Origin of the sequence: Aeromonas sp. FDAARGOS 1406 (assembly GCF_019048565.1) — a bacterium.
Lineage (GTDB): Bacteria > Pseudomonadota > Gammaproteobacteria > Enterobacterales > Aeromonadaceae > Aeromonas > Aeromonas caviae.
Genome location: NZ_CP077378.1, coordinates 1,129,309 through 1,155,230, shown reverse-complemented (window position 1 = coordinate 1,155,230; position 25,922 = coordinate 1,129,309). Strand labels below are relative to the sequence as shown.

Genomic DNA, 25,922 nt, shown 5'->3' with positions numbered 1-25,922 from the left:
AGGAAAAACCGCTCAAAAACGGGCTCGGAAGCTAAAAATAAGGCGCCGTATGGCGCCTTTTTGTCATCATGACTGAGCTGAACCCGAGTGCGCGGCACTCACTCAATCATGGCTGGCTGTGCCAGGTTGTCGGCACGCCACAGACGATAGCGCACCTCGTACTCCTGGGGCACATAGATGACGAAGGGCAGCTTGGAGTTGTAGTTCACGAAGAAGCCCTGACCGTAGATCTGGACGAAACTCTCCTTCTTCTGGCCGTCCGGGCAGGCCATCAGGGTGCTGACGGGGCCGGTGACCTGGCCCAGAGTCAGGTAGTTGTAACCCCAGCCCTTGACGCTGTGCTGTTCCAGATTGCCCGCGAAGCGGGGCAGGTTGCAGTCGACCAGCATCTTCTTGCCGACTTGCAGCTCGACCATCATGTCGGCTTCGTTCTCGACTTCCGGCAGACGGATCACGACACGTTCCTGGTTCACTTCGGCGGCGGGGAACATGCTGATATCAAATTTTTTCGGTTCGGCGGCGAAGGCATGGCCACCCAATAACAAGGCGCCCAGCAGGCTAAAACGCAACACGGTTTTCATCTGTACCTCTTGGGATTGGTTCAACGCCGCTAGACTAACCGCTCTGCCGGTTTCATGCCAGCGCTGCGGCGTGCAAAACCGCCCTGAACAGGCATCACATGACGCAATTTGATGCTTTTTTGACGGCCAGGGTCACCCTGGCGCTTCTTGCCTCGTGTCAAACAGGGGGCCGGGTGGCCCCCATGGCCAGGCTGTCACCTCACCAGCAGAACCTGTTTCGCCCAAGAGCGGGGGGCGCGTTGGGCGACGGAGCCGCTGGTGATGTCCAGGTAAGCGACGCCCTGAAGGGCCGGCACCGGGGTAGAAGACCAGAGATAGACATAGCCGTCGTTCACCTCCTTGCCATCCCCAGCCATGGCGCGGGGGAAGATGGTTTCGTTCAATGCCGGTTTGTAACAGGCGGACTCCAGAATGCTGGCGAGCTCCTTGATGGTGGGCAGGCGCCAGTCGTGATGACCACCAAAGCCATACAGGGCATGGCTAGGTTCGGTGCGGATCCGTTCCGCCGTCTGCAGTGCCTGTTGCCAGTAGAGGTGGGTGGGTTCCCCCTCGCAGCTCTGGTTGCGCCAGGTCTGGCCGAGCTGGCAGCGCATCCAGGTCAGACCGGTGCCCCTGTCGGTGACGGTGCCGTTGCCGTGATCCTGGAAACGGGCGGTGGGGCTGGTACGGGGCAGGGCGTCGTCGCAGATGGCGATGGCCAGTGCCAGGGGGCTGCACAGGGTGAGCAGCAGGGTCAGAAGATACTTGTTCATCGGGTTACCTCGGCCACCAGGCGCAGTTGCAGACCGTTGGCGTCATTGCTGTTTTGAACTGGGGTGGGATAGTCGGCACCGGCGTCCTCGCCGAGGAAGATGTGGGCGATGGCGCTCAGAGGCGCGCTCTCCAGCCGGCGGGACGGGGTCAGGGTCTGGCTCCAGTAGTAGCCGCTGAAGTCTGTGGTGGTGGTACCGACATCGGGGAAGTAGCGCACATCCAGGGTGACGAGCTGGCCATCCTGGCGGGCGAGGGATCCGTAGTGCTGCAAACTCATCAGCTCACGGGCGTGGGGCAGGCGCCAGTGGGTGATGCCGCACAGTTGCTGTGCATTGAGCCACTGACGGTACTGCTCCGTGGTGCAGATGGCCTCCCCTTCGGGGCAGGCGTAATCCCGCTCCTCCTGGGTCGGGTGATAGTTGTCGAACTCCCAGGCGAAGGTGCGGTGCAGATCCCGCGGACTGTCCGGATCCGCCAGCTTCTTCTCCCAGACGAGGCCGGTATTGAGATCCTCCACGCACTCCCACTCGACTGCATTGTCCGCCAGGGGCTGCCCCTTGCCGTCCAGCTTGCGATAGCGCAGGGGCGCCTGGCCCAGGCCCGCCTCCTGGCCCGGGTGATCGGCAGGCTCCTGGGTGAGCAGGTAATCCACCCCGTCCGTGTAGGTGGTGACGCCACCTGCGGTCACCAACGCCCGGGGTTGCTGCTGCATCAGCACGGCGGTGAGTCTGGCCTGCTGGCTCAGTAGCTCGGGGCTGGCGGCAAAGTGCCGGGCGAGCTCGGGCAGAAAGGTGACAAGGCCTTGCCAGATCTGCTGGCGGCGTTCGCTGGCGGCTAAGGCGGGCAGGGTGGCCTCGTCATCGAAGGCGGCGAGGGCCAGCTCGGCGAGGGCGCGGTTGAAGTCGCCCAGCTGCGCCAGTGCCGCCAGATCTGGGCCGGGGTGAAGGGGGGCCAGGGCGAGCAGTACGTCCGTCAGGGCCTGAGCCGGTGGCAGCCCGTCCGAGATACGCGTCTGCAGCAGGGTGCTGAGGGGGCTGGGGGTGAGGTGCTGGTTGTCCTGGCGCGCCGCCGGGTGGGCCAGGGGCAGGGCGGCGGGATCCGCCGGAATGAACAGCAGGGGAGTGGTGAGCAGATCAGGGTGGCGCCGGGTCAGGGAGTGGGCACCGGCCTTGCCGCTGACGGCGGGCTCATTGGCTTCGCAGCCGTCGTTCTGGTTCAGGTTGATGCACAGGGTGCCCGCAGCGGGCAGGCTGACCGTCAGGCGGTAGTCCGGCGCGGTCAGGGGGGCCTCGTCCGAACCGCCGCCACAGGCGCTGAGCAGGGGGGCCAGCAGGTAGACGATCGGGGTTATTCTCATGGTCATGGTGTGTCCTTGGAGGGGCCTTGGCCCCTCTCTGCTTTATATAGGGAGAGTCAGAGGCGACGCAGACGGCGCCACAGGGCCAGCGGCAGCAGCCAGAGCAGAGGGAAGGCCCCCCCGCCACTGCTGTCCGAGGTATCGAAGCGGATGATGCCGTCATCCGGCACGGGCACGGTGTTGCCGCACTGGGCGCCGGTACGCTGACTGATGCTCCACCCGTTCAGGAAACCCTGATTGCCCGGTTTGCTGTCCACCACCTCCAGGGTCCAGCGACCGGCCAGGGGTTCTCCTTCGAAGGCGCTGAAGGGTTGCAGGGACTGCAACTCGGTCGGGAAGACCCCTTTCAGGCTCGGCAGGGGGCTGTAACCCTTGTCCCAGATCTGGACCCGGGTGCCGGCGGGGGAGCTGAGCCAGATCTCCAGCTCATCCAGCGCCTCGTGCTGCAGATCCAGGCTCAGTTGCAGCCTGTCGCTCACACGGGCATCGCTCTTCTCCAGCAGCAGGCTGGTTTCGCTCAGGCCGCGCACCTCCTCGCTCTGGGCATCGTTCAGTCGCTGTGACCGACCACTGGCCCGGCTGATGACGGGGGTGCCGATGGGCAGGGTCAGGGATTGCTGCCACTGGCGCTCGGTGGGGCTGGTACCGCTCATGGCGAGATTCACCGAGAGGCTCGCCTCGTCGCCGCAGGCGAGCGGGCTCTGGGCCAGCATGCGCAGGGTGGTGGTCATGATGGCACCGGCGGCCAGGGTTGCTGGTTGCCAGCTGTCAGGATCGGCCTGCAACCCGGTTGGCAGGGTGAGGGCCAGCTCATTGAGGGTCACTTCCCCTTTGCCCGGGTTGCTGAGGGTCAGCTGCACCGACTGGCGCTGCCCCAGTGGGATGGCGCTCCCCTCGGCGAGGGCGATATTGACGGGAGCTTGCAGCAGCCCGTGCTGGCGAAATGCCTGCTCCAGCAGACGGGCATAGGCTCGCGTCGGATAGAGACGGGCGGCAGTATCCACGGTGATCCGGGCCAGTTGCGGCATGCGAATGGCCGGCCCCAGGCCGAAGTGGGATTCGATGATGACGCGATCAAACTCGTCCCTGGCCGCCTCGCCGTGCTCGGCCACCGCCGTCAGCAGGGCCTGGAACAGCGGGGTGCCCCAGAGCTGATCCCCGTTGCTGCCGTTGATGGTGCGGTGGGCCGGGTAACGGTAGTCCGGATGGTAGCGGGCGCGCAGATCGTCGAGCTGACGCGGGGTGCGGTCGGTGAAGCGGGCATCCCAGTTGAACACCATGGCGGGTTCGAACCGGCGACCGGCTTCGCTGCGCTGGCGATGACTGGCGGCCAGGTAGTCGCCAAAGCCCTCGCCGATGGCTCCCCAGTCTCCCTCTTCCCCGAGATCCGGCAGGATGTGGTGCTGCACCCCGTGGCCGAACTCGTGCCAGATGACCATGGGATCCTCGGCATCGGGCACGCCGCTGCGACCCAGCTCCAGCCTGCGTTCGAACGGATCGTAGAGGGAGTTGTCCTGATAGCCCGCGTCGGTGTCGATGTCGAGCGCCCCGGGGATGAGATCGGTGAAGCCGAGCGCCTTGAGGTGGCGCTGGGCGAGATCCAGATGGTAGTAGGCGTTGATGTCCGCAAAGCCGCGATCGTCCCGGGTCAGGCGAAAACCCTGCACGTCACTGCTGCTGTAGGGGGCCGATTCGGGGGCCATGACATCCACCACCCTGGCATGGGGGCCGCTCAGGCGATACTGCCCGGCTTGCAGGCTCACCGGCAGGGGAACCGGATCCTGGTAGGCGGCCTGTGCCAGCACCAGCGTGTCGTGCCAGACCAGGCTGGCGTCCTGCAGGCGGGTGCGGGGATCGGGGTCGAACACCCGGGCCTGAACCTGCTGATCGCCTGCGTCGGCGACATGCAGAGGGCGGGTAGTTGCCTGATCCCCGAGACGGCCAAGCTCCTGCTCCCCGTCGCAACGGGCAAACAGCTGCACCTGGCTGGCCTTGGCATTGCCTGCCTTGTGCTCGCGCACCCGCTGGCGCAGGGCAGGCACCAGGGTATCGCCGTCTCGCCAGTACCAGGCTTCGACCGGCCCCAGCGTCTCTATCTGGTTGCCGTCGGTGCGCAGGGTGGCGAGCAGGGGATCCAGGGTGCCGCTGGCATCGCAGCCGGGCGCTGTGCTCTGCAAGGGGCGCAGGTTGTGATAGAGGCGCCAGGGGCGTCCGTCCCCGTCGACACTGACGGCGGCCTGGGTGGCGGCCACCGGCAGGCCGTTCACCAGCTGGCGAAAGCTGTAATGGTGGCCGAGCAGGCTGGCCCTGTCGTAGTCGGGGGCCAGCGTCACGCCGAGGCGGCTCTCGAGCCAGGCCTGGGGCGTGATGCTCAGGGGGTGTTCATCGACAAACTGCAGCTCGGCCGCCAGCAGCGGCGATGAGATCAGGGTTGCCGCCAGCCAGAGGGCCAGGGAAGAGGGTTTCATGGTTCACTCCAGAAAAAGAGGGCAAGGGGTCAGTGGTTGACGCCCGCCAGGGTGAGCAGGAAGGCAAACTCCTGCGCCGCACGCAGCGCCGCCGTTCGGGGGGCGCCCAGGTGGCCGCCGTCGAGTTCGGTGCGCAGCAGATAGGGGCCTGTTCCCGTGCTATGGGATCGCAGGCGGGCTATCCACTTGAGGGGTTCCCAGTAGGGCACCTGACTGTCGTGCAGGCCGCCCGTCACATAGACGGGGGGATAAGGGGCCTTGTGCAGGTTGTCGTAGGGGCTCAGGCTGCGCATCGCGGCATAGTCACCCGGGATGGCCCGATTGCCCCACTCGGCGTACTCCTGCCGGGTGAGGGGCAGCTCGGGATCCTGCATGGTGCCCAGCAGGTCGACGAAGGGAACTTGCAGCACGGCCCCGGCGAAACGGGTGGGCGCCTGGTTGAGTGCCGCTGCCACCAGCAGGCCGCTGGCGCTGCCGCCCATGGCAAACAGCCGGGCGGGATCGATGGCGGGATCCCGTGCCAGGGCATCGGCCACGGCGAGAAAATCATCCACGCTGTGCTGTTTGTCCCGGCCACGACCCTCCCGGTACCAGGATTCGCCGAGCAGACCGCCCCCGCGCACATGGGCGATGGCGTAGACAAAGCCGCGATCCAGCAGGCTCAGCACCCGGGGCTGGTAGTAGGGACGCATGGGGGTGCCGTAGGCCCCATAGCCGTAGAGCAGCAGTGCCCTGGGGTGGGTAATGCCCTTGCGCCAGACCAGGGAGACAGGCACCTTGACCCCATCCTTGCCCGCGATCCAGCGTCGCTCGCTCTGATAGGGAGAAGTGTCCCTGCTCTCGGGTGTCCCCTCCCAGGCGCCGGAGGCGAGATCCAGCCAGCGCTGGTGAGGTGGCTCGGCCATACCCTGGCGGCGAATGAGCACCTTGTCGCTGGCCGGTTCCTGGCTGCCCTGGATCCAGGCCGTGCCTGCGCCATCGGTGAGCGGCAGGCTGTGGATCAACGCACCTTTGGCATCCAGCACATCGAGCCAGGCATCCCCTTCCTTGCGGTATTGCAGCACGGTGTGCCGGGCAAAGAGGCGCCACTTCTCGAGTTCCCGGCCCTCGCCGGACCAGAGCCGTTGCCACTCTCCCTTCGCCACCAGGCTCAGGTCGGCCACCTGATAGAGGCCGAGGGTGCCGTCCCGGTTGCTCTTGAGCAGCACCCTGTCCCCCTGGGTATCCAGGTAGTATTCGAGGCCGCGCTCGCGCCCCTTGAGCAGGTCGGCCCGACCCGCGTCCAGCAGGTATTGCTCCGAGCTGTCGTGGTTGTTGCTTTGCAGCACCAGGTGGCGGCGATCCGTGGTGCGATAGAGGCCGAGCAGCCAGGCGGGATCGCGCTCCTCATACACCAGGGTCTCCTTGCCATCCTGCCAGGCCAGCAGTTGCCAGGGGCGCAGGGTCTGGCGCTCGTTGGCGAGGGTGTAGAGGGTCTTGCCATCCAGACTCCAGAGCAGATCGCCGGCGCGGTGAGGCAAAGAGGCCAGTGTCTCGCCACTCGCCAGATCCAGCAGGGTGATGCGGTAGTCCCGATCTCCCCTACGGTCTTCGGCCAGGGCAAGCACGTGCCCGTCCGGGTGAAGGGCCCAGGCGGCGAGCTCGTAATACCCCTTCGCAGGTTGGCGGGGAGCCAGCCGCTTTCGAGGGGCGGCATTGGCGTCGCTGCGTTGCCACAGGCTGCCGTCCGCCTCCATGCGCCACTGGCTGCCAGCCTGGCTCAACCAGTCGTCCGGCACGGGATCGCCCCGCTCCCGGCCCTGCCACTCCGTCTGCAGGCGCTGCACCAGTGGCATCTGGTCGGCGAGCTGCCGCTCGGTCCAGCGGTTCTGCTCGCGCAGCAGCGTCAGGAGGGCGGGATCCTGGCGGCTGTCGTCACGCCAGCCACCATAGGGATCGAGGCGGGCTATCTCCCCCTTCATCAGTTGCGGGCGCTCGGGGATGAGGGGCTCGGCCTCCAGGGTTGCCTCAGGCAGGGGAGAGGCGGGGACCGGCGTGGCCAGCAGGCTGGCCAGGATCAGTAAGCTGTGCATCAGATCCCCACGAAGGTGTAGCGCAGGCTGGCACTCAGGGTGCGGCCGCTCTGGGTGAAGAGGGAAGCATCGGTCCCGGCTTCCAGCCCGGCCATATCCTGATAGCGGGTGTAGCGGGTGTCGAACAGGTTGTCGAGCTTGAGGTTGACCTTGAGGGCGTCGGTGACCAGCCAGTCGGCCGTCAGGGCGAAACTGAGCCAACCGGCACTTTCGAGGCAGTCCCCCTGGCGGCCGGTCAGGCTGTTGCCGCAGGTGGGCACCCGGCTCATGGCGGCGGCATAGTCCGCCTGAATGCCCAGACTCCACTCATTGGCCTGATAGCTCAGACGGGTGTTGCCCTCGAGGGGCGTCAGGGTGCGCAGCGCTTCACCTTTGTTGTCCTCGCCATCGACCCAGCCGAGTTTGGTGGCGAGCTCCCACTCCTGGGTCAGCCAGTAGCTGGCGGCGAGTTCGGCCCCCCAGGTTTCGGCCTTGGCGACGTTGCGATATTGGCGCAGGATGACGCCATCGCTCAGGCGCAGCCCCACCTCGCGCCAGTCGATGAAGTTGTAGTAGCGGTTGTAGAAGAGCGCTGGCTTGATGCTCCAGTTGTCCCCCTCGCCACTCAGCCCCCACTCGATGCTGTGGCTGGTTTCTTCCTTGAGCCCGGTGTTGGCGATGATCTCGAAGGGTGGCAGAGCGAAGTAGTGGGGGATGTTGCCGTACACCTTGTCGTAGGAAGGCGCCCGGAACCCGTTGGCGTAGCTGAGCCAGCTGCGCCACTGGTCGTTGAAGCGGTAGCTGGTGGCCAGGCTCGGGGAGAGGTGCCAGCTGTGGTTGCTGTCGTTGCTGCCGTCCAGCGGCGTGAGCCACTGGTGATCCATGCGCAGGGTGGGGGTGAACTGCCACTGGCCCAGGCTGGCCACGTCGCCGAGCCAGACTCCGGCCCTGTCGGTACGGGCGCGGCTGAAGGGGGCGGACTGGCCGGGTTGGGGAATGCCGGCCTCCAGACTCAGCTTCTCCACCGGCCGCTCGTGGGTGGTGCGCTCCAGCTCGATGCCGTAACTGAGTTGATGGGCGAGATGGCCGGTGGCGAGATCCCGGCGCACATCCAGCTCGGTACCGATCCTGTCTTCGGTGAAGGTGGCGAGCTCCCGTTCGCTGCGATAGCGCGGATAACCGCTCAGCAGATCGTTTTGCAGCAGGCTGCGCTTGTTGGCGGTGTTTTTCGAGTGATTGCCGTAGGCACTCCAGGTGAGGCTGTCGGCCAGTATTGTGTCGAGGTTGCTCGCCTCCCAGGCCAGCTTTCCCCCCTGCGTGCGTTGGCTGCCCTGCTCGTGGTACTGGCGCACCTGCCACTTGCCATCGGGCTGGGGCACTTCGCGCGGCCCCTGATCCCGTTCGGCGTTGTCCTCGAAGTAGTCGAGTTCGAGGCGCAGCAGATGATGTTCGTTCAGCTGGATGCGAGAGCTGGTGGAGGCGCTGAGGCCATCCAGATCCGCCGGGATGCGGCTCTCGTCGTAGTTGGCGGTCTCATGTCCCTGCCAGCCGGAGAGGCGCAGCAGGTGTTCGGTATCCCGTATCCGGGCGGCGCCGGTGGCGCTCAGCTTCTGCTTGTCACTGCTGCCATCGTGCAGCACCTTGCTGCCGAGATAGGCATCCTGGCCCTGAAGGTAATCTTCCGGCTGCTTGGTGCTGATGACGATGGTGCCGCCGATGGCATCGGAGCCATGGAGGGAGGAACCGGCTCCCTTGGCTACCTCTATCTGTTTGACATCGTCGAGATCGAAGCTGAAGCGGCCCACCTTGTCGTTGAGGTCGTCGGCGCCAAAACCGTCGCTGACCCGCACCCCGTCCTTGATGATGAGCACCCGGTTGCCGCCCATGCCGCGGATGATGATGTTCTGGGGGCGGCCGGCGGAGCCGGTCACCGAGACGCCGGGTTCGTTCTTGAACACATCGGTGAGCTCGGTGGCAACCTGGCGATCCAGATCCTCCTCCGTGATGACGGTGATGGAACCCGACACGTCGGAGAGCTTCTGCTCGATGCGCTGTCCCTTGACCACGATGGTTTCCCGCCCCTTGAGTTCGGGGGGCATGTCCGTTGTGTCGATCCCGGCGGGATCGCTGGCAGCCAGCGCCGTACCGGACAGCAGCATGGGCCAGTAGTGAAGAAGTCGAATTTTCATATTTGAGAACCTGATTACCCATGACCCTCAGCCAGCTTCAAGAGCCGATATGGCATCGGAGGGCTTGCCACGACTGCATGCCCCAATTCAACCAACATGCTCTTGAGGTCAAAACGATGATTAAACCGGAAGCAGTATTCCGCAAGATGCCTTGGTAAATGCTTCGCTCCGAGCGTATGGCAACTGCCCCGCAGCGAGTTTTTCACATTTCCTATCATCGTGTTTACCCAGTTGAATGCCGGATGATCCAGCCAGTCCAGGTTGCCCCCGGTGACAACACCCAGGTGCTCACAATTGGCCTCCTTGACCGCTTTGAAACAGGCCAATCCATCGGATATCACCGCGCTGCCACTGGCAATATGCCGTTTTGCCCAATCAGCAACGGACTTGGTTTTGAAACCATCGACCACCGTCATCCGCATCTTGATTGGATGTCCTTCCTTGTTCAGGGCCACTGCTGCCACAAACGGCGTCTTGCCTGCCGCGCCCCGACCCCGTTTGCCGCCACGGCGCTCGCCACCCCAGTAGACATCATCGAGCTGAATGATGCCGCTGATGGGCTGCTTGTCATCGGACTCTTTCATGGCTTGCAGCAGCTTGTGCTTGAGCATCCAGGCGGTGTCATATTTGACGCCCAACTGGCGCTTTAGCTCCATCGCTGACAAGCCTGTTTTGGTTTGTGACAACAGGTGCATTGCCAGAAACCACTTGGTCAGTGGGAGCTTGGTGTTTGCGAAAATAGTGTTTCCAGTCAATGACATCTGGTGACGGCAGTGATTGCATTGCCACACACGTGGCCGCCTTCTCAGGCGACAACAGGTCTTGTTGGCACATTCAGGGCAGACAAAGCCGTTAGGAAAACGCCAAGTGAACAGCGCGTTTTCGCACTGAGCCTCAGTGCCATAGTCCTTGAGAAACTCAAACAGGCTGTAGCCTTTCTGGAATTGGATTTTGCTTTTGGCCATGATCTCGCACCTCGATAACTGTACGTAAGATCAGTATAGTTCGTGGTAACTGACTGCTAATCATGGGTAATCAGGTTTGAGAATAATTATTATTTAAGACTGAAGGGCGCGGATTATTGCAGAGGGAGTCAAGTAGATCAATAAATGACAATCATTATCATTTTGTTTTTATGATATTGATCGAATTGAATTTTTTGAGAGTTAAATCAGTAAGGTTGTGGCATACGTTTGCGAATGACGCCATGAGAAACAGGAGGACGGGGGTGGTGCGGGCAAGAAAAAGCCCGCCATAGGGGCGGGCTCAAGGAGGTGGGCTGACGCAGATCAGGGGGCGCGATAGAAGCGATTGAGCTCGTTCATCACCTGGATCAGGGTGCCCATGTCCGGGGTGCCGTGCTTGATGGGGCGATAGGTGTCACGGTCCAGCAGCTCGAAGTCCCCCTGCTTGTTGAACTGGGTGATGGTGTTGCCCTGATAGATGGCGAAGTCATTCTGATCCCCCGCCAGCAGCCAGGTGCGTGTACTGGCTTCGAACAGGTTGCGCCCCGTGCTGTAGTCACGATAGGGGTTGCGTACACCCAGCATGTTCTTCATCAGGGTCGGTACCAGATCCAGGTGGCTGCTCGCCTGCGCCTGAGGCGCAGGTTCGGCACCAGGCCAGGCCAGCACCAGGGGGACCTGCACCTGATAGGTCGAGTAATTGCTGCCATAGCCCCAGCTGTTGCTCTGGGTCTCGTTGAACTCCTGACCGTGGTTGGAGGTGACCACGACGATGGTCTGATCATCAAGCCCCTGCAATTGCAGTTGGGTCAGCATCTGCTCCAGCAGTTGATCCGTATAGAAGACCGCGTTCTTGTAGCGGTTCTCCAGCTTCTGCAGGTTCTCGGGCCGATAGGCAGTGGCCGGGTTGAAGCGGGTCAACTCGGGCTGGAAGGGGCCCTTGATGCTGGCTGGCACCTGATAATCCCCCGGGCTAGAGAGATAGACCAGAGAGAACCAGGGTCTGTCCGCGGTGCGCGTGCCAAGCCACTGCTGCCAGTCATCGATGAGCCTGCGGTCATCGGTCTGGCGGGAGACGAAGACCTGCTTGCGCAGACCCGCAAGCAGACTTTGGCGATACTGCTTGGCATCTTCCAGTGCACCGAACAGGCCGAACTGGTAGTCCTGACGCAGCATCTCGTCGAACAGCACAGGGGGGCGCTTGTCGGCCCGGATGTCCCCGTAATAGTGGCCGGGCAGCCCGTAGAAGAGGCTGAACATCCCCATGGCTTCATCATTGCCACCACTCATGTGCTGGCGGAAATTGAAGTGGTTGTCCGCGTAGCGTTGCAGATTGGGCATGTTGATGTTGTTGAGCATGTCGGCTCGCAGGGAGTCGACCACCACCACCAGCAGGTTCTTGTGATCGCTGGGTGCGCTCACGCTGAGGGGGCGCAAGGGATAGAGCAGACGGTGCTCAGCGCTTCCCTGATCTTCGGCCTTCTTCTCATACTGCTCGAGGTCGAGCCAGCCATGCTTGGCCAGGAAGCTCCTGGCGGTCATGGGGTAGGAGAGGGGGAAGTTGGCGCGCTGCATGGTGATGGGTTGATACAGGGTCGCATCCGCCCAGCTGTTGACCAGATGGGTCAGGATGAAGCAGACCAGCAGGGCCAGTCCCACCTGATTGCCGTACTGGCGGCGTTTGCGCTTGTTGATCTTGCGCCACACATAGGCCGACAGCAGCAGTTGCAGCAGGAAGATGGCGGGCACCGCCACGAAGATGATGCTCCAGATAGAGCCCTCTTCGGTCTGCGCCTGATCCAGCAGCAGTTGCCACACCTGGCCATTCAAGTGGAACTTGAACAGCTGGAACACCTGGGTGTCGATAAGCAGCAGCACCAGAGCCAGGGTGGCGATGATGGATGAAATGAAGCGCAGCGGCTTCTCCCTGGGCAGGATGAAGCTCAAGGGGAAGATGGTCAGCAGATAGGTGACGAAGCTCAGGAACGAGAAATGACCTATCCAGCTGATGACGAGATAGGTCACGCCGAGCGTGGTCGACGGCCAGCTGATGGCGCCCAGGTAACGGGTCGAGATCAGCATGGCCAGGATGATGTTGAAGAAGGAGAACCAATGCCCCCAGGTGATCAGGCGAGAGACATTATCGCGATAGGGGTTGCCGGTTTCGACCATAATGATCCATCTGCTTGAAAAACATCAAAGAATGCGAAGAAACTCAGTGCGCATCGTGGCGATGGCCCACCGAGGCGGTGAGTGCCTGGATGAACTTCTCGGTGATCGCCTGGCGCTGGGCCGGGGCCATGCCGTTGATGATGTTGGTGGTCAGGTTGCCAAGGACCATCAGACTGAGATCCACCGGTGCCTTGTGTTTCTCCAGGGCGGTGATCAGGTCGTTCATCAGGGCGTCAAACTGCTCGTTATTGTACTTTGATACGATGGGCATAATCTTGGGTTCACCTCGGTTCAAAGCGCCTTATAATACTTCACCCTTTCGGCTAACACTATGGCTTTGTGACATGAGTCTCGATATCGACAAGATCATTCTTCACTCCCTGCGGGCGGGCAACGATGGCCAGCCCCACGCCGATACCCGCAGCCAGACCCTGCCTGCCGACGAGGCGGTACAAGGGCTGATGGCGGAGCTGCATCGCATCTACAACGGCAAGGGGGGAAAGGGCTTTGGCTTCTTCGCCGATCCCGAGGCCGCCGTCGCCGAGCTGGCGGAGGGGGAAGACGCCCCCAAGCAGCCTTCCCCCGCCTTTCGCATCGCCCTGGAGCAGCTGCTGGCGGAGCAGACCGAGTTCGTCCCCTTTTCCGTCAACCTGACCCAGATGCTGGTCAAGCAGCTGGTGGAGCATGCCCTGGACGAGCAGGGGGTGTTGCTGATTGCCAAGTACAACTATGTGGGGGTGGATTACCTGATGATCGCCCTGCTGGAAGGCAAGGAGAGCGTCACCGTGAGCGAGGCGCTGGAGCTGCGCCACATCCAGTACCTGGATATCGGCAAACTCAATCTGGTGGCCCGCATCGATCTCACCGAGTGGAAAACCCAGGGGGATTCGCGTCGTTATATCACCTTCAGCAAGGGCCGGGTCGGTCGCAAGCTGGGGGATTTCTTCATGGATCTGCTGGGGGCCCGGGAGGGCATGGATGCCAAGATCCAGAACAAGGGGTTGCTGCAGGCGGTGGACGATTACTGCGACAGCCGCCAGCTCGAACCGGCCGAGCGCAATGACTACAAGAAGCAGGTCTTCAAATATTGCACCGAGCAGGCCAGCGCCGGCGAGGAGATCGAGATCAAGGAGCTGTCGGCGGAATTGCCCGGTGATGGGGACCTCGATTTTTACAGCTTCATCGGTCAGGAGTACGAGCTGGAGGAGCGCTTCCCGGCGGACCGTTCCACCCTGCGGGGCTTGACCAAGTTTGTGGGCTCCGGTGGCGGCCTGACTCTGAGCTTCGAGCAGAAGTTGCTCAACAGCCGGGTCTTTTACGATCCCCAGACCGACACCCTGACCATCAGGGGAGTCCCGCCCAATCTCAAGGATCAATTGCTGCGCCAGTCGTAATGTGATCCAGCCGTCATTTCTTGCAAAAAGGCACCGGAGTCCGCTCCGGTGCCTTTTTATTTAAGGGGGTGATGTAGATGGAAACCACCTCAGTACTTTTGTTAACACATTGAACAAAATATCGGGAATGAAAGGGTTTTCAGTGGGGTGAAATCCCTTTCAATGACGTAAATTGATTTCCTTTCTGTAATTTAATTTCCATATCTTGGCAAAAATATGGGGATATCCCTTCCTAAGTCGCTGAAATAAGAAAATGTTTTCATAACTTTCTGGAAGAAAATACGTAATTGCATTTCAAAAATGCGAGGCGTGTCATGTGAGGCATTGACTGCTTGGGATAATATGCATCTGCACACAATGCTCTTACAGCGCGGAACTAATACAAGGAAAGGCTCATGAAAAAGAAATTGCTGTCATCCCTGATCGGTCTGGCTACCCTGGGCGTGGCCTGCTCTGCCACTGCTGCCATTGATGAAGGTCAGCTGACCATCTGGATCAACGGTGACAAGGGCTACAACGGCCTGGCCGAAGTCGGCAAGAAGTTTGAAGCCGAAACCGGCATCAAGGTCACCGTCGCCCACCCGGATCAGGTTGAAGTCAAATTCCAGCAAGCCGCCGCCACCGGCAACGGCCCGGACATCTTCTTCTGGGCTCACGACCGTTACGGTGAGTGGGTCAAGTCCGGTCTGCTGGTTCCCGTGACCCCGAATACCGCCACCAAGGCCAAGTTCGAGCAATTCGCCTGGGATGCCATGACCGTCGATGGCAAGACCTATGGCTACCCGGTCGCGGTAGAAGCCGTCAGCCTGATTTACAACAAGGATCTGTTGCCCAACCCGCCGAAGACCTTCGAAGAGATCGCCAAGATCGACGAAGACCTGAAGAAAAATGGCAAGCGCGCCATCATGTGGGCCTATGACACCCCCTACTTCAGCTACCCCCTGGTGGCTGCCAACGGTGGTTACGCCTTCAAGAAGACCGCCACCGGCTATGACGTCAAAGACACCGGCGTGAACAACGCAGGTGCCAAGGCCGGCGTCGGCTACATCTCCGAGATGATCAAATCCGGTCACCTGGAGAAGGGCATTGACTACGGTGTGATGGACGCCAAGTTCAACAAGGGCGAAGTGGCCATGATGATCAACGGTCCCTGGGCTTGGAGCAACCTGGACAAGAGCGGCATCAAGTATGGCGTAGCCCAGCTGCCGACCCTGAAAGGCAAGCCCGCTAAGGCCTTCGTTGGCGTACTGGGTGCCACCATCAACGCCGCCAGCCCGAACAAGGATCTGGCCATCGAGTTCCTCGAGAACTACCTGCTGACCGATGCCGGTCTGGCGCCGATGAACGCCGACAAGCCGCTGGGTGCCGTGGCCCTGAAGTCCTTCCAGAAGACCCTGGAAGCCGACCCCAACATCAAGGCCACCATGCTGAACGCCCAGAACGGCGAACCGATGCCGTCCGTGCCCGAGATGAGCCGTTTCTGGTCCTCCTTCGAAACCGCCCTCAAGAACATCACCTCTGGCCGTCAGGGTGTTGACGAAGCCCTGGATACCGCTGCCAAGCGTATCGTCCAGTAAGCATGCACTACCCGGGAGGCCTTCGGGCCTCCCACTCTCTCAATCTCTCTTGGCGCAATAAAGGTTAATTGGCATGGAAGTAGTACCTTCTATCGAATCCTATGCCGGTCCGAAGAAAGACAAGTACGTCTGGCTGAAATGGACCATGGCGGCACTGATCGCAGTGCTTAATGGTTATGCGGCCGTGATGATGTATGCCAGCGGCGAGTGGGTATTTGCCCTGCTCGATCTGGTGGTCGTCTCCGTCGGTCTCTATGTCTTCATGAACAAGAAGACCTATGCCCACCGTTATATTTTCCCCGGTGTGGCAGGCATGGTTGTTTTTATCATCTTCCCTCTTGCCTACACGATCGGCATCGCCTTCACCAACTATTCGGGATCCAACTTGCTCTCCCTTGAGCAGGCACGGGATTACCATCTGAAAAAAACCTACAAGGTGACCGGCGGTGAATTCGATTTCACCCTCCTGGGTGGTGAGAACAATCAGTTTCAGCTGCTGCTGAAACAGGACGACCAATCCTTTATCAGTCAACCCCTTACCTTGCTGAACAACAAGGCGCGTACCCTGGCCGTCCGTGAAGGACGGGTCCGTGACGAGCCCCAGGTTGTTCAGTTGCAACCCCTGGCCGGGGAGGCGACCGACAAGGCGGCACCCATTCGTGCCATCGTCGATCACCGCACCCACCTGAGTGCCCTGGATGTGGTACTGCCCGAAGGCAATATCCATCTGACCCTGAGCAGCCTGCGCAAGTTCGCCGCCCAGAAACAGCTCTATACCCAGCTGGTCGACGGCGCCGTGCTCAAGTCCGGCGTCATGATCAAGGACAGCAACCTGCTGCGTGACAACCAGAGCGGCGAGCTGATGCAGCCCAACGGTGACACCGGCTTCTACCAGTACATCGATGCGGAAGGTCACTTCGTCGGCAAGGGCATTGCCCCCGGTTTCGTGGTGAGCGTGGGTTGGAAAAACTTCATGCGCATCATGACGGACCCGGGTATCCAGAGTCCCTTCATGCAGATCTTCGTCTGGACCGTGATCTTCTCCGCCTGTTCGGTGGCGTTCACCCTGGCGATTGGCATGGTGTTGGCGTGTCTGGTGCAGTGGGAGCAGCTCAGGGGGCGTGGTTTCTACCGGGTCATGCTGATCCTGCCCTATGCGATACCGGCGTTCATCTCCATCCTGGTGTTCAAGGGCTTGTTCAACCAGAACTTCGGTGAAATCAACCTGTTCCTGGAAGCGGCCTTCGGCATCAAGCCGGACTGGTACACCAATCCCTTCCTGGCCAAGGTGATGATCCTCATCGTCAACACCTGGCTCGGTTACCCCTACATGATGATCCTCTGCATGGGCCTGCTCAAGGCGATTCCGGAAGATCTCTACGAGGCGTCTGCCATGGACGGGGCGGGGCCGGTACAGAACTTCTTCAAGATCACCGTACCGCTCTTGATGAAGCCGCTGACACCGCTGTTGATTGCATCCTTTGCCTTCAACTTCAACAACTTCGTACTTATCCAGTTGTTGACGAACGGGGCGCCGGACATCATCGGGGCCACCACGCCGGCCGGGACCACCGACTTGCTGGTGAGCTACACCTACCGGATCGCGTTCCAGGGCTCGGGTGGTCAGGACTACGGTCTGGCCAGTGCCATCGCCACCGCCATCTTCCTCATCGTGGGTGCGCTGGCCTTGCTCAACCTGAAATTGTCCAAAGCCGACAAGCAACTGTAAGGAGGCTTCAACATGGCAATCGTACAACCCAAATCAGTCAAATACCGGGTGTGGGCAACCCACCTGGTGATGTGGGGCTTCCTGGCACTGATCATCTTCCCGCTGATCATGGTCATCGCCATCTCGTTCCGTAACGGCAACTTCTCGGTGGGGGAGATCATCCCCACCAATCCGACCCTGGATCACTGGAAGCTGGCGCTCGGAATGTCCATCACCAACGCCGATGGCAGCATCACGCCGCCGCCGTTCCCGGTGCTGACCTGGCTGTGGAACTCCATCAAGGTGGCGGGCATCACCGCCCTGATGATAGTGGTGCTCTCCACCACCTGTGCCTACGCCTTCGCCCGTCTGCGGTTCCGTGGCAAGTCCACCATCCTGCAGGGCATGCTGATCTTCCAGATGTTCCCGGCGGTGCTGGCACTGGTGGCCATCTACGCGCTCTTCAACAAGATCGGTGACTACATCCCCTGGCTGGGTCTCAACACCCACGGCGGCCTGATCCTGGCCTACATGGGGGGCATTGCCCTGCACGTCTGGACCATCAAGGGCTACTTCGAGACCATCGACTCTTCCCTGGAGGAGGCGGCGGCCATCGATGGCGCTACTCCGTGGCAGGCGTTCCGCCTGATCCTGCTGCCCCTGTCGGTGCCCATTCTGGCGGTGGTGTTCATCCTGGCCTTCATCGGCTCCATCACCGAGGTGCCCATGGCCTCCATCCTGTTGCAGGATGTGAACAATCTGACCCTGGCGGTCGGGGCTCAGCAGTACCTCTATCCGCAGAACTACCTGTGGGGTGACTTCGCCGCAGCCGCCGTGCTGTCAGGCTTCCCCATCACGGTCGTCTTCCTGCTCGCCCAGCGCTGGCTGGTGGGTGGTCTGACCGCAGGCGGCGTGAAAGGTTAACGGTTCATGGCCGGGGGAGCTGGCTCCCCCCGTCATCACGATTTGCAAAGATTCAAGAGCGGAGCTCGACATGGCTGAAGTAGTACTCAACAACGTTCGCAAAAATTACGACCCGGCTGTCCACAAGGACACCCTGCGCAGCATCAACCTGGACATCAAGGAAGGGGAGTTCATCGTCTTCGTCGGCCCGTCCGGCTGCGGCAAGTCCACCCTGCTTCGGATGATCGCGGGTCTGGAAGACATCACCAGCGGCGAGCTGACCATCGGCGGGCGCTACATGAACGACGTGCCGCCGGTGGAGCGCAACGTCGGCATGGTGTTCCAGTCCTACGCCCTCTACCCGCACATGAATATCTACGAGAACATGGCTTTTGGCCTCAAGCTCAAGAAGATGGACAAGGAGAACATCCACAAGCGGGTGATGCGCGCCGCCGAGATCCTGGGTCTCGAGCCGCTGCTGGACCGCAAGCCCAAGGCCCTTTCTGGCGGTCAGCGTCAGCGGGTGGCCATCGGCCGCTCCATCGTGCAGCAGCCGCAGGTGTTCCTGTTTGACGAACCGCTGTCGAACCTCGACGCCGCCCTGCGGGTCAAGATGCGCATCGAGATCGCCAAGCTGCACAAGGAGCTCAACTCCACCATCATCTACGTGACCCACGACCAGGTGGAGGCCATGACGCTGGCCAACCGCATCGTGGTGCTGAGCCCGCTCAAGGGCGAGGCGGCCACCAACCTGGAGCAGTTCGGCACCCCCCTCGAGCTCTACCACAACCCGGACAACAAGTTCGTGGCGGGCTTCATCGGCTCCCCCAAGATGAACTTCCTGGCGGGCGAGCTGGTGGAGATCGGCGAGCAGGAGTGCGTGGTCAAGCTCACCTCCGGCGATACCGTGCGTGCCCGGGTGGATGCCCGTCGCGGCGCGGTGGGTGACAAGGTGGAGCTGGGCATTCGCCCCGAGCACCTGGTGCCGCTGGGTCATGCCCATGCCGACAGCCGCGTGAGCGGCGTGGTGCAGGTAGCCGAACACCTGGGGGCAGAATCCTTCGTCTACATGGACGTGGATGGTCACGACTTCACCGTCAAGGCGAGCTCCGACATCGACGTGGCCACCGGCCAGGAGTACAGCGTCGGCATCCCGGCCGAAGCCTGCTACCTGTTCGATGCCAAAGAACAGGCGTTCCCGCGCACGGCCAAATATATCCGCGCCTGAGAGGGCGAGAGTGCCAGGTTTTCCTTTCTATACGTTCAATGCCTTTTGCCGGTCGCAAGACCGGCTTTTTATTGCCCGTCATCCGAGGCCCGGGTTCCGGCCAGCGGGTGCGGCTGGCCGGGGCCCGTCACTGCCCGTGCTTGTCTGACTCGAGGGCGGCGGTGACGTCCGGCACGAAGTGCTGGCTGGTGAGCGGCGGGCGCTCATAGCCTTCGGTCTTGATGGGGGGCAGGGTGATGGGCTCGTAGTGGATCGCCTCGTAGGGCACCTTGCCAAGGAGGTGAGAGATGCAGTTGAGGCGGGCGCGGCGCTTGTCGTCGGCGTCCACCACGAACCAGGGGCAATCCTCGGTATCCGTGTAGGTGAACATGTCATCCTTGGCGCGGGAATACTCCACCCAGCGGGAGCGGGACTGCAGATCCATGGGGCTGAACTTCCAGCGTTTGATGGGGGTGTTGATGCGCTCCTTGAAGCGTTTCTCCTGCTCTTCGTCGCTGACCGAGAACCAGTATTTGATGAGGGTGATGCCGGAGCGGATCAACATCCGCTCGAATTCGGGGCAGGCACGCAGGAATTCGCGATACTCGTCGTCGCTGCAAAAGCCCATCACCCGTTCGACCCCGGCCCGGTTGTACCAGGAGCGATCAAACAGCACCATCTCGCCCGCCGAGGGCAGGTGCGCCACGTAGCGCTGGAAGTACCACTGGGTACGCTCCCGATCCGAGGGGGCGGGCAGGGCGGTGACCCGGCAGACCCGGGGGTTGAGGGGTTCGGTGATCGCCTTGATGACGCCCCCCTTGCCCGCGGCGTCGCGCCCCTCGAACAGCACCACCACTTTGAGCCCCTCCTGCTTGACCCACTCCTGCAACTTGACCAGCTCCTCCTGCAGGTGGGCGAGGTGATGTTCGTAGGTCTTCTTGTCCAGACGGGGGCGTTTCTTGCTCTTTTCCTTGGCCATCATCCTCTCCTTGGTGACTCCTCGTTGTGAGTCTCTCCAGCTTGCACCAGGCGGACACCCCTGCCAAGGGTGGCGTGTTACACTGCCGCCTCATCAGCCGCTGGCAACAGAAAAACAGGAAAGCCAGTTTCATCGCCGCTGGCAACAGGAGAAAACATGAAGCAGTTTATGGAGATAGCGGGCCGCCGCATGGCCTATCTGGACGAGGGGCAGGGTCCGGCACTGCTCTTTGGCCACAGCTACCTGTGGGACAGTGCCATGTGGGCACCGCAAATCGAGGCCCTTAAGGAGCATTATCGCTGCATCGTGCCCGAGCTTTGGGGTCACGGGGATTCCGATGTGCTGCCCGAGGGGCCCTGCACCCTGGCGACCCTGGCCCGGGATCACCTGGCGCTGCTCGATGCCCTCGGCATCGACGAGTGCGTGCTGGTGGGGCTCTCCATCGGTGGCATGTGGGGCGTGGAGCTGGCGCGCATGGCGCCTGCTCGCCTCAAGGGCCTGGTGCTGATGGACAGCTTCGTCGGCCTTGAACCCCAGATCACCTGCGAGCGCTATCTCGGCATGCTGGCGATGATCGAGCAGGTCGGCGCCGTGCCTGCGCCCATCGCCGATCAGGTGGCGCCGCTCTTCTTCGCCCATCAACCGGACGCGGCCCTGATGGCCGGTTTCAAGGCCCGGCTGGCCCAATGGCCCGCCGACAAGGTGGCGAGCCTGGTGGCGGTGGGGCGCAGCTTCGTGACCCGGGAGGATCGCATCGACTGGCTCGAAGAGATGAGGCTGCCCGCACTGGTGATGACGGGGTGCGAGGACAAGGCTCGCCCTGTGCTGGAGGGGTATCTGATGGCCGAGGTGCTGGGGTGCCCGTTCAGGGAGATCCCGGGGGCCGGTCACATCTCGACCTTGGAGAACCCCGCGTTCATCAACCAGGCGCTGGCGGCATTTCTCGCCGAAGTGGCAGAGTGACGCTGCGCCGGATAGCCGTAAAAAAGGAGCCATGGGCTCCTTTTTTGTTGCCCAGTCCGGATGGGGCTACCAGATGTAGCCCACCCCGAAGCCTGCATAGAGTTCTCCCTGATGCTGGACGATGGGGCTGTCCGCGATGTCGTCGTCGTAGCGTTCGTAGTTGATGCCAAAGCCGCCAATCCAGTTGGCGCTGAAGCGATAGCTGCCGATGAGGGAGACCATGGGGGAGAGGGTGGTGCCCGTGTTCCATGCCGGCCTGTCCGCCCTCGCTTCGTCTTGTGAGACACCGCCGAAGTAGTAGTTGGCGAGGTTGTGGCTGCGCAGCATGACGCCGGCTCCCGGCATCAGCAGCAGGGGGCCGCGGATGATGGGGAAGTTGGCCCACAGCATCAGCTCCTGGCCGTTGCTGGTGCCGGTCACATCCGTGGTGGCCCGCACGCTCCAGAGGGCATAGGGAGTGATGAGATCGGCCCCAACGCCGGCCTCGAACTGCCCCTTGCGCTTCTCCATGCCATGGAGGAAGGGATCGTCGTCCGGGTCCAGGTTGCCAAAGCGCATCCGGCCGAAGGCATAGGTCGAGAGGTTGCCATCCCGGCTGAGGTAGTAGCGGGCCCGATCCCCCAGATACATCAGGTTGTCACCAAAATAGAGGGCCCCCGGGATGGGCATCAGGGTGTCGTCCTGGTGCTGGTAACGGGCCTGACCGCCGATGACGGCCCCGCCCAGCACCAGCCCCTTGGGAATGGGGCTGTCAGGGCTGTCGCTGGAGAAGGCGCTGAGGGCCCCGATATCGAGGTCTGCCCGGACGGGAGAACAGAACAGCAGTGCCAGAAAGGCACCCAGAGAGGCATGGCGCAGGGCTGGGACTGGGGACATGACAGATCCTTGTCGGTGGGTGGGCAGTGGGAACGAATCAGACCTGCGTAGCAAGTCAAACGGATGTCGGTTTTCAATTAAACCCGACAAGGCAAGCATGAGCCAGCGTCACGGAGGTGCTGCTGGTGGCCGGTATCTGGAAGGGGCGAGACCCGGCCTCGCCCCTTGCCAGGGTCAGGGGGCGGGGCGGGGGAGATCTTCCCGCTTGGGCCAGGCGTTGAGCACCGCTTTGACCAGGGTGGCGAGGGGAATGGCGAAGAAGACGCCCCAAAAGCCCCACAGACCACCAAACACCAGCACGGCGATGATGATGGCCACCGGGTGCAGGTTGACCGCCTCGGAGAAGAGCAGGGGGACCAGCAGGTTGCCGTCGAGGGCCTGGATCACGAAATAGGCCACCATCAGCCAGGCGAAGTCGGGGGTCAGCCCCCACTGGAACAGGGCCACCATGGCCACCGGCACGGTCACCGCGGCGGCACCGATATAGGGGATGAGCACGGAGAAGCCCACCGCGACCGCCAGCAGGGCGGAGTAGCGCAATCCCATCAGGGCGAAGGGCACATAGGTGGCGATGCCGACGATGACGATCTCGATCACTTTGCCGCGGATGTAGTTGATGATCTGGTCGTTCATCTCCACCCAGACCCGGTTCACCAGGGTGCGGTTGCGGGGCAGGAAGCGGCGCAGGCCGCCCATCAGCACCTGTTTGTCCTTGAGCATGAAGAAGACCATCAGGGGCACCAGGATGGCGTAGATGAGGATGGCCACCACGTTGATGAGGGAGCTCAAAGAGGCGCTCACCAGTTGTTCGCCGCCGATCAGGATGCGCTGGCGAATGTTGTCGATGATGGTCTCCACCAGGCTGACGTCGATGATCTCGGGGTATTTTTCCGGCAGGGTGCGCACATAGTCCTGGGCATGGGCCAGCATGGCGGGGGCCTCCTTGGCCAGGTTGACCCCCTGGCTCACCAGCGTCGGGATGAGGCCCAGCAGCATCAGGGTCGTCACCGTGATGAACAACAGCAGGACCAGGCTGGTAGCGACGGTGCGAGAAAGGCCGCCTCGTTGCAGGCGACTCACCGGCCACTCCAGCAGATAGGCCATCACCAGGGCCACCAGCAGCGGTGCCAGCAGATCCCCAAACAGCCAGAGCACGGCAAAGCAGAAGACCAGCAGCAGGAAGAGGGTGACGGCATCGGGGTCGGAAAAACGGGTCTGATACCAGCGCTTCAATACATCTAACATCGAGGCTTCCTTGAATGGCGGCTCACGGGGTGGGTGGCATGGGCTCGGGGGCGAGCAGGGCGTCCCGAGGGAGACGGGCAACGACGAGCAGCAGGGAGAGGCGGGCAGCTGACTCTTCCCGGGTCTGGACATGGTGACCCTGACGGCGCAGATAGGCGGGAATATCCTGCCGGGAGCCTGCATCCCCGAGCTGGATGCACACGGATTGACCGGGCCGGGCCTGGCGCAACCAGAGCTTGAGCCGGATGAGGGGCTCGGGACAACGCCAGGGGGTCAGGTCGAGCTGTTCCATGAGAACTCCATCGCGTGCGTGGCGGTCATTATGGCCGTGATGAGAGGATGAAACAACGCTTGTGGGCCTTGAATGGCAAGGGTATTCTGCCGATGCCCGCTGGGGTCTGATTGGAGATAGAGATAACGTGGCACGTTTTTCCCCCCTGATAGCATCGCTTCCCCTGTTGGTCACCCTGATGGGGGCGACCTTCCACGCCCAGGGGAGCAACCAGTTGCCCGACATCGGTACCGCCGGGGTCGCCGCACTGCCCATCGAGCAGGAGGTGCGCTACGGCAACGCCTTCATGCGTTTTGCACGGGCGGGCCTGCCCATCATCGATGACCCCGTGCTCAACGAATACATCGACGATCTGGGCCAGCGGCTGCTGACCAATGCCGACGGGGTGCGCTTCCCGTTCACCTTCTTCCTCATCAACGATCCCAGCATCAACGCGGCGGCCTTCCTCGGTGGCCGGGTCAAGGTGCACACCGGCCTCTTCCTTTACGCCGAGAGCGAGAGCGAGCTGGCCTCGGTACTGGCCCACGAAATCACCCACGTGACCCAGCGTCACATCGCTCGTTACATGGAGGCACAGGCGAGCAGCTCCGCCATGACCCTGGCCGGCCTGGTGGGCTCCATTGCACTCGCGGTGATCAACCCCACCGCCGGCATCGCGGCCTTGCAGACCACGCTTGGCTTGTCGATGCAGTCGGCCATCAACTACACCCGGGACAACGAATACGAGGCGGATCGCATCGGCATGAAGACGCTGTATGACGCCGGATTCGATCCCATGGGCATGGCCAACTTCTTCCAGAAGCTGGCGGCGGAGTACCGCTATGCCAGCAAGCCGCCGGAGATGTTGCTGACTCACCCCCTGCCGGAGACCCGGATCAGCGAAGCCCGTGCCCGGGCCGGGAGCTATGGCGCGCGCGCCCTGCCGCCGAGCCTGGACTTCTGGCTGGCCAAGGTGCGCATCCAGGTGCGCTATGGCACCGAGACGCCCCAGGCGCTGCTCACCTACTTCGACAGCCGCCTGCAGAAGGGGGATTACCCCCTCAAGGATGCCGCCATCTATGGCAAGGCGCTGGCCCTGTTGCAGCTCAAGCGCACCGACGAGGCCGACACCCTGATGCAGGAGCTGGTGACCCGTCACCCGGAGGATCTCTTCGTGGTGGATGCCCTGACCGACATCGATCTCGCCAAGGGGCGCAGCGCCCAGGCCATCGCCAGACTGGAGCGCTTCCGCACCCGGATGCCGGACAACGAGGTGGTGGTGGTGAACCTCGGCAACGCCTATCTGGAGGGGGGCAACTACAAGAAGTCCATCGCCATCCTGGACCCTTATGCCCGGGAGCACGACGAGAACAGCCTGGCCTGGAGCCTGCTGTCGGACGCCTACCGCAAGGCGGGCAGAATGACGGACCTGCACATGGCACGGGCGGAGACCCTTTCCCTGCGCGGGGACTATCAGGCGGCCATCGACGAACTGATCGTGGCGCGGGGCACCACCAGCGACAAGCTGACCCTGGCCCGCATCGAGGCGCGTATCACCCAGCTGGAGCGGGCCAAGAAGGATCTGGACAGCCTCAAGGGCTGAGTCCGGAGCGGGTTGATGGCAGGCGGGGTGCTCCTTTGGGGGCACCCCGCCTTGTTTTGCAGGCTAAAATAGGGCCTTTCATCGGTTTCAACGCATCTTGATGATGAAGAAATGAATGTATTGGATGGCTCTGCTATGGGGCGCTCGCCAGGCGGCGTTTTATCTCGGCGAGCTTCTGCTCGTCCAGCTCCCCCACCAGGGTCTCCAGCAGCGTGCCCCTGGCATCGAGCAGATAGCTGGTGGGCAGCGCCCCGGGCCTTGGGAACGGGAGGCGGGCGTCGTCATCCGGGATCATCAGGGGAACCCTGATGGCGTGGCGCCGTGCCAGCTCGGTCAGTTCGGCGGGAGAGGCGGGGTCATAGTGGATGGCGATCACCCGGATCTGACCTTCCTGGTGCAATGTTGCCAGCAGGGGCATCTTCCGCAGGCAGGGGGCGCACCAGGGAGCGAAGTAGTTGACCAGCAGTGGTTTGCCACCGAGATCCGCGAGGCTGACCTTCTTTCCCGCGCCGTCGGTAAAGTCGGGTGCCGGGCTGCAGGCCCCCAGCAGGGTTGCCACAATCAGCCAACAGATCCGTTTCATTTCCATAGCCTTCCCGCTTACCCTGACCATCCGTTTCCCCTACAATAGCGCCATTTCTTGTCCCATCTTGCGATTAA

Annotated in this window: 21 protein-coding genes; 7 read left to right on the top strand and 14 right to left on the bottom strand. The window is 62.2% G+C overall.

What is annotated here, in order from left to right:
* Nucleotides 1-98: 98 nt before the first annotated feature.
* From eco to I6L36_RS05200, 9 genes are all read right to left on the bottom strand, one after another.
* Complete coding sequence (gene eco / locus I6L36_RS05240; RefSeq protein WP_010674240.1) at nucleotides 99-581, bottom strand: serine protease inhibitor ecotin; 483 nt, start codon at nucleotides 579-581, stop codon at nucleotides 99-101.
* 194 nt (nucleotides 582-775) lie between these two features.
* A complete protein-coding gene (locus I6L36_RS05235) occupies nucleotides 776-1,333 on the bottom strand; it encodes a DUF1566 domain-containing protein (protein WP_109112655.1) in 558 nt (185 codons plus the stop codon).
* The gene (locus I6L36_RS05230) at nucleotides 1,330-2,697 is read right to left on the bottom strand and encodes a DUF1566 domain-containing protein (RefSeq protein WP_201920313.1); all 1,368 of its coding nucleotides are present in this window, start codon (nucleotides 2,695-2,697) and stop codon (nucleotides 1,330-1,332) included. The genes I6L36_RS05235 and I6L36_RS05230 overlap by 4 nt, the downstream gene beginning before the upstream one ends.
* Before the next feature lie 50 nt (nucleotides 2,698-2,747).
* A complete protein-coding gene (locus tag I6L36_RS05225; protein ID WP_109113018.1) occupies nucleotides 2,748-5,159 on the bottom strand; it encodes a proprotein convertase P-domain-containing protein in 2,412 nt (803 codons plus the stop codon).
* Nucleotides 5,160-5,188: 29 nt separating this feature from the next.
* The gene (locus I6L36_RS05220) at nucleotides 5,189-7,231 is read right to left on the bottom strand and encodes a prolyl oligopeptidase family serine peptidase (protein ID WP_109113017.1); all 2,043 of its coding nucleotides are present in this window, start codon (nucleotides 7,229-7,231) and stop codon (nucleotides 5,189-5,191) included.
* Nucleotides 7,231-9,399, bottom strand: a complete 2,169-nt coding sequence (locus tag I6L36_RS05215) for a TonB-dependent hemoglobin/transferrin/lactoferrin family receptor (protein ID WP_109113016.1) — start codon at nucleotides 9,397-9,399, stop codon at nucleotides 7,231-7,233. Before I6L36_RS05215 ends, I6L36_RS05220 begins: the two co-directional genes overlap by 1 nt.
* A 14-nt stretch (nucleotides 9,400-9,413) precedes the next feature.
* A complete protein-coding gene (locus I6L36_RS05210) occupies nucleotides 9,414-10,364 on the bottom strand; it encodes an IS1595-like element ISKpn3 family transposase (protein WP_005342491.1) in 951 nt (316 codons plus the stop codon).
* A 324-nt stretch (nucleotides 10,365-10,688) separates the two neighbouring features.
* Nucleotides 10,689-12,536: a DUF3413 domain-containing protein gene (locus I6L36_RS05205; RefSeq protein ID WP_010674246.1), complete on the bottom strand. Its 1,848-nt coding sequence runs from the start codon at nucleotides 12,534-12,536 to the stop codon at nucleotides 10,689-10,691.
* 43 nt (nucleotides 12,537-12,579) lie between these two features.
* Nucleotides 12,580-12,807: a YejL family protein gene (locus I6L36_RS05200; RefSeq protein ID WP_039038627.1), complete on the bottom strand. Its 228-nt coding sequence runs from the start codon at nucleotides 12,805-12,807 to the stop codon at nucleotides 12,580-12,582.
* A gap of 73 nt (nucleotides 12,808-12,880) precedes the next feature.
* Here I6L36_RS05200 and yejK point away from each other — a divergent pair, with 73 nt between their 5' ends.
* The 5 genes from yejK to I6L36_RS05175 all read left to right on the top strand — a co-directional run bounded on the left by yejK (nucleotide 12,881) and on the right by I6L36_RS05175 (nucleotide 19,346).
* Entirely contained in the window at nucleotides 12,881-13,930 is a 1,050-nt protein-coding gene (gene yejK / locus I6L36_RS05195; protein WP_039038628.1) for a nucleoid-associated protein YejK, read from the top strand.
* Nucleotides 13,931-14,325: 395 nt separating this feature from the next.
* Entirely contained in the window at nucleotides 14,326-15,507 is a 1,182-nt protein-coding gene (gene malE / locus I6L36_RS05190; RefSeq protein ID WP_041212786.1) for a maltose/maltodextrin ABC transporter substrate-binding protein MalE, read from the top strand.
* 73 nt (nucleotides 15,508-15,580) lie between these two features.
* A complete protein-coding gene (gene malF, locus I6L36_RS05185; RefSeq protein WP_049637099.1) occupies nucleotides 15,581-17,236 on the top strand; it encodes a maltose ABC transporter permease MalF in 1,656 nt (551 codons plus the stop codon).
* A 12-nt stretch (nucleotides 17,237-17,248) separates the two neighbouring features.
* Nucleotides 17,249-18,139 carry a maltose ABC transporter permease MalG gene (malG, locus tag I6L36_RS05180; RefSeq protein ID WP_010674251.1) on the top strand — a complete coding sequence of 297 codons (891 nt, stop codon included), beginning with the start codon at nucleotides 17,249-17,251 and terminating at the stop codon, nucleotides 18,137-18,139.
* Nucleotides 18,140-18,209: 70 nt separating this feature from the next.
* On the top strand, nucleotides 18,210-19,346 hold the full coding sequence (locus I6L36_RS05175; protein WP_010674252.1) for an ABC transporter ATP-binding protein: 1,137 nt from the start codon (nucleotides 18,210-18,212) through the stop codon (nucleotides 19,344-19,346).
* A gap of 127 nt (nucleotides 19,347-19,473) precedes the next feature.
* Here I6L36_RS05175 and ppk2 read toward each other — a convergent pair whose 3' ends face one another.
* On the bottom strand, nucleotides 19,474-20,304 hold the full coding sequence (gene ppk2 / locus I6L36_RS05170) for a polyphosphate kinase 2 (RefSeq protein ID WP_010674253.1): 831 nt from the start codon (nucleotides 20,302-20,304) through the stop codon (nucleotides 19,474-19,476).
* Nucleotides 20,305-20,460: 156 nt separating this feature from the next.
* On the opposite strand from ppk2, the gene I6L36_RS05165 reads away from it, so the two are divergent.
* Nucleotides 20,461-21,267 (top strand): alpha/beta fold hydrolase, encoded by an 807-nt coding sequence (locus tag I6L36_RS05165; protein WP_109111788.1) that lies wholly within the window; start codon nucleotides 20,461-20,463, stop codon nucleotides 21,265-21,267.
* 66 nt (nucleotides 21,268-21,333) lie between these two features.
* Here I6L36_RS05165 and I6L36_RS05160 read toward each other — a convergent pair whose 3' ends face one another.
* From I6L36_RS05160 to I6L36_RS05150, 3 genes are all read right to left on the bottom strand, one after another.
* On the bottom strand, nucleotides 21,334-22,143 hold the full coding sequence (locus I6L36_RS05160; protein ID WP_043155304.1) for a MipA/OmpV family protein: 810 nt from the start codon (nucleotides 22,141-22,143) through the stop codon (nucleotides 21,334-21,336).
* Between the two features lie 174 nt (nucleotides 22,144-22,317).
* The gene (locus tag I6L36_RS05155) at nucleotides 22,318-23,388 is read right to left on the bottom strand and encodes an AI-2E family transporter (RefSeq protein WP_109111787.1); all 1,071 of its coding nucleotides are present in this window, start codon (nucleotides 23,386-23,388) and stop codon (nucleotides 22,318-22,320) included.
* Between the two features lie 22 nt (nucleotides 23,389-23,410).
* Nucleotides 23,411-23,680 carry a sulfurtransferase TusA family protein gene (locus tag I6L36_RS05150; protein ID WP_109111786.1) on the bottom strand — a complete coding sequence of 90 codons (270 nt, stop codon included), beginning with the start codon at nucleotides 23,678-23,680 and terminating at the stop codon, nucleotides 23,411-23,413.
* Nucleotides 23,681-23,807: 127 nt separating this feature from the next.
* Here I6L36_RS05150 and I6L36_RS05145 point away from each other — a divergent pair, with 127 nt between their 5' ends.
* Nucleotides 23,808-25,262, top strand: coding sequence for a M48 family metalloprotease (locus I6L36_RS05145; protein ID WP_254052345.1), 1,455 nt, complete (start codon nucleotides 23,808-23,810; stop codon nucleotides 25,260-25,262).
* A 133-nt stretch (nucleotides 25,263-25,395) separates the two neighbouring features.
* Here I6L36_RS05145 and I6L36_RS05140 read toward each other — a convergent pair whose 3' ends face one another.
* Nucleotides 25,396-25,875: a TlpA disulfide reductase family protein gene (locus I6L36_RS05140; RefSeq protein WP_109111785.1), complete on the bottom strand. Its 480-nt coding sequence runs from the start codon at nucleotides 25,873-25,875 to the stop codon at nucleotides 25,396-25,398.
* Nucleotides 25,876-25,922: the final 47 nt, after the last annotated feature.

Excerpts from the sequence above, each read along its gene's own strand:
- ppk2 (WP_010674253.1), bottom strand. The coding sequence starts at position 20,304 with ATGGCCAAGGAAAAGAGCAAGAAACGCCCCCGTCTGGACAAGAAGACC.
- I6L36_RS05200 (WP_039038627.1), bottom strand. The coding sequence starts at position 12,807 with ATGCCCATCGTATCAAAGTACAATAACGAGCAGTTTGACGCCCTGATG.
- I6L36_RS05225 (WP_109113018.1), bottom strand. The coding sequence starts at position 5,159 with ATGAAACCCTCTTCCCTGGCCCTCTGGCTGGCGGCAACCCTGATCTCA.
- I6L36_RS05160 (WP_043155304.1), bottom strand. The coding sequence starts at position 22,143 with ATGTCCCCAGTCCCAGCCCTGCGCCATGCCTCTCTGGGTGCCTTTCTG.
- I6L36_RS05215 (WP_109113016.1), bottom strand. The coding sequence starts at position 9,399 with ATGAAAATTCGACTTCTTCACTACTGGCCCATGCTGCTGTCCGGTACG.
- I6L36_RS05155 (WP_109111787.1), bottom strand. The coding sequence starts at position 23,388 with ATGTTAGATGTATTGAAGCGCTGGTATCAGACCCGTTTTTCCGACCCC.
- I6L36_RS05220 (WP_109113017.1), bottom strand. The coding sequence starts at position 7,231 with ATGCACAGCTTACTGATCCTGGCCAGCCTGCTGGCCACGCCGGTCCCC.
- yejK (WP_039038628.1), top strand. The coding sequence starts at position 12,881 with ATGAGTCTCGATATCGACAAGATCATTCTTCACTCCCTGCGGGCGGGC.
- I6L36_RS05205 (WP_010674246.1), bottom strand. The coding sequence starts at position 12,536 with ATGGTCGAAACCGGCAACCCCTATCGCGATAATGTCTCTCGCCTGATC.
- I6L36_RS05175 (WP_010674252.1), top strand. The coding sequence starts at position 18,210 with ATGGCTGAAGTAGTACTCAACAACGTTCGCAAAAATTACGACCCGGCT.
- I6L36_RS05230 (WP_201920313.1), bottom strand. The coding sequence starts at position 2,697 with ATGACCATGAGAATAACCCCGATCGTCTACCTGCTGGCCCCCCTGCTC.
- I6L36_RS05210 (WP_005342491.1), bottom strand. The coding sequence starts at position 10,364 with ATGGCCAAAAGCAAAATCCAATTCCAGAAAGGCTACAGCCTGTTTGAG.
- I6L36_RS05150 (WP_109111786.1), bottom strand. The coding sequence starts at position 23,680 with ATGGAACAGCTCGACCTGACCCCCTGGCGTTGTCCCGAGCCCCTCATC.
- malE (WP_041212786.1), top strand. The coding sequence starts at position 14,326 with ATGAAAAAGAAATTGCTGTCATCCCTGATCGGTCTGGCTACCCTGGGC.
- eco (WP_010674240.1), bottom strand. The coding sequence starts at position 581 with ATGAAAACCGTGTTGCGTTTTAGCCTGCTGGGCGCCTTGTTATTGGGT.
- I6L36_RS05165 (WP_109111788.1), top strand. The coding sequence starts at position 20,461 with ATGAAGCAGTTTATGGAGATAGCGGGCCGCCGCATGGCCTATCTGGAC.
- I6L36_RS05235 (WP_109112655.1), bottom strand. The coding sequence starts at position 1,333 with ATGAACAAGTATCTTCTGACCCTGCTGCTCACCCTGTGCAGCCCCCTG.
- malF (WP_049637099.1), top strand. The coding sequence starts at position 15,581 with ATGGAAGTAGTACCTTCTATCGAATCCTATGCCGGTCCGAAGAAAGAC.
- I6L36_RS05140 (WP_109111785.1), bottom strand. The coding sequence starts at position 25,875 with ATGGTCAGGGTAAGCGGGAAGGCTATGGAAATGAAACGGATCTGTTGG.
- malG (WP_010674251.1), top strand. The coding sequence starts at position 17,249 with ATGGCAATCGTACAACCCAAATCAGTCAAATACCGGGTGTGGGCAACC.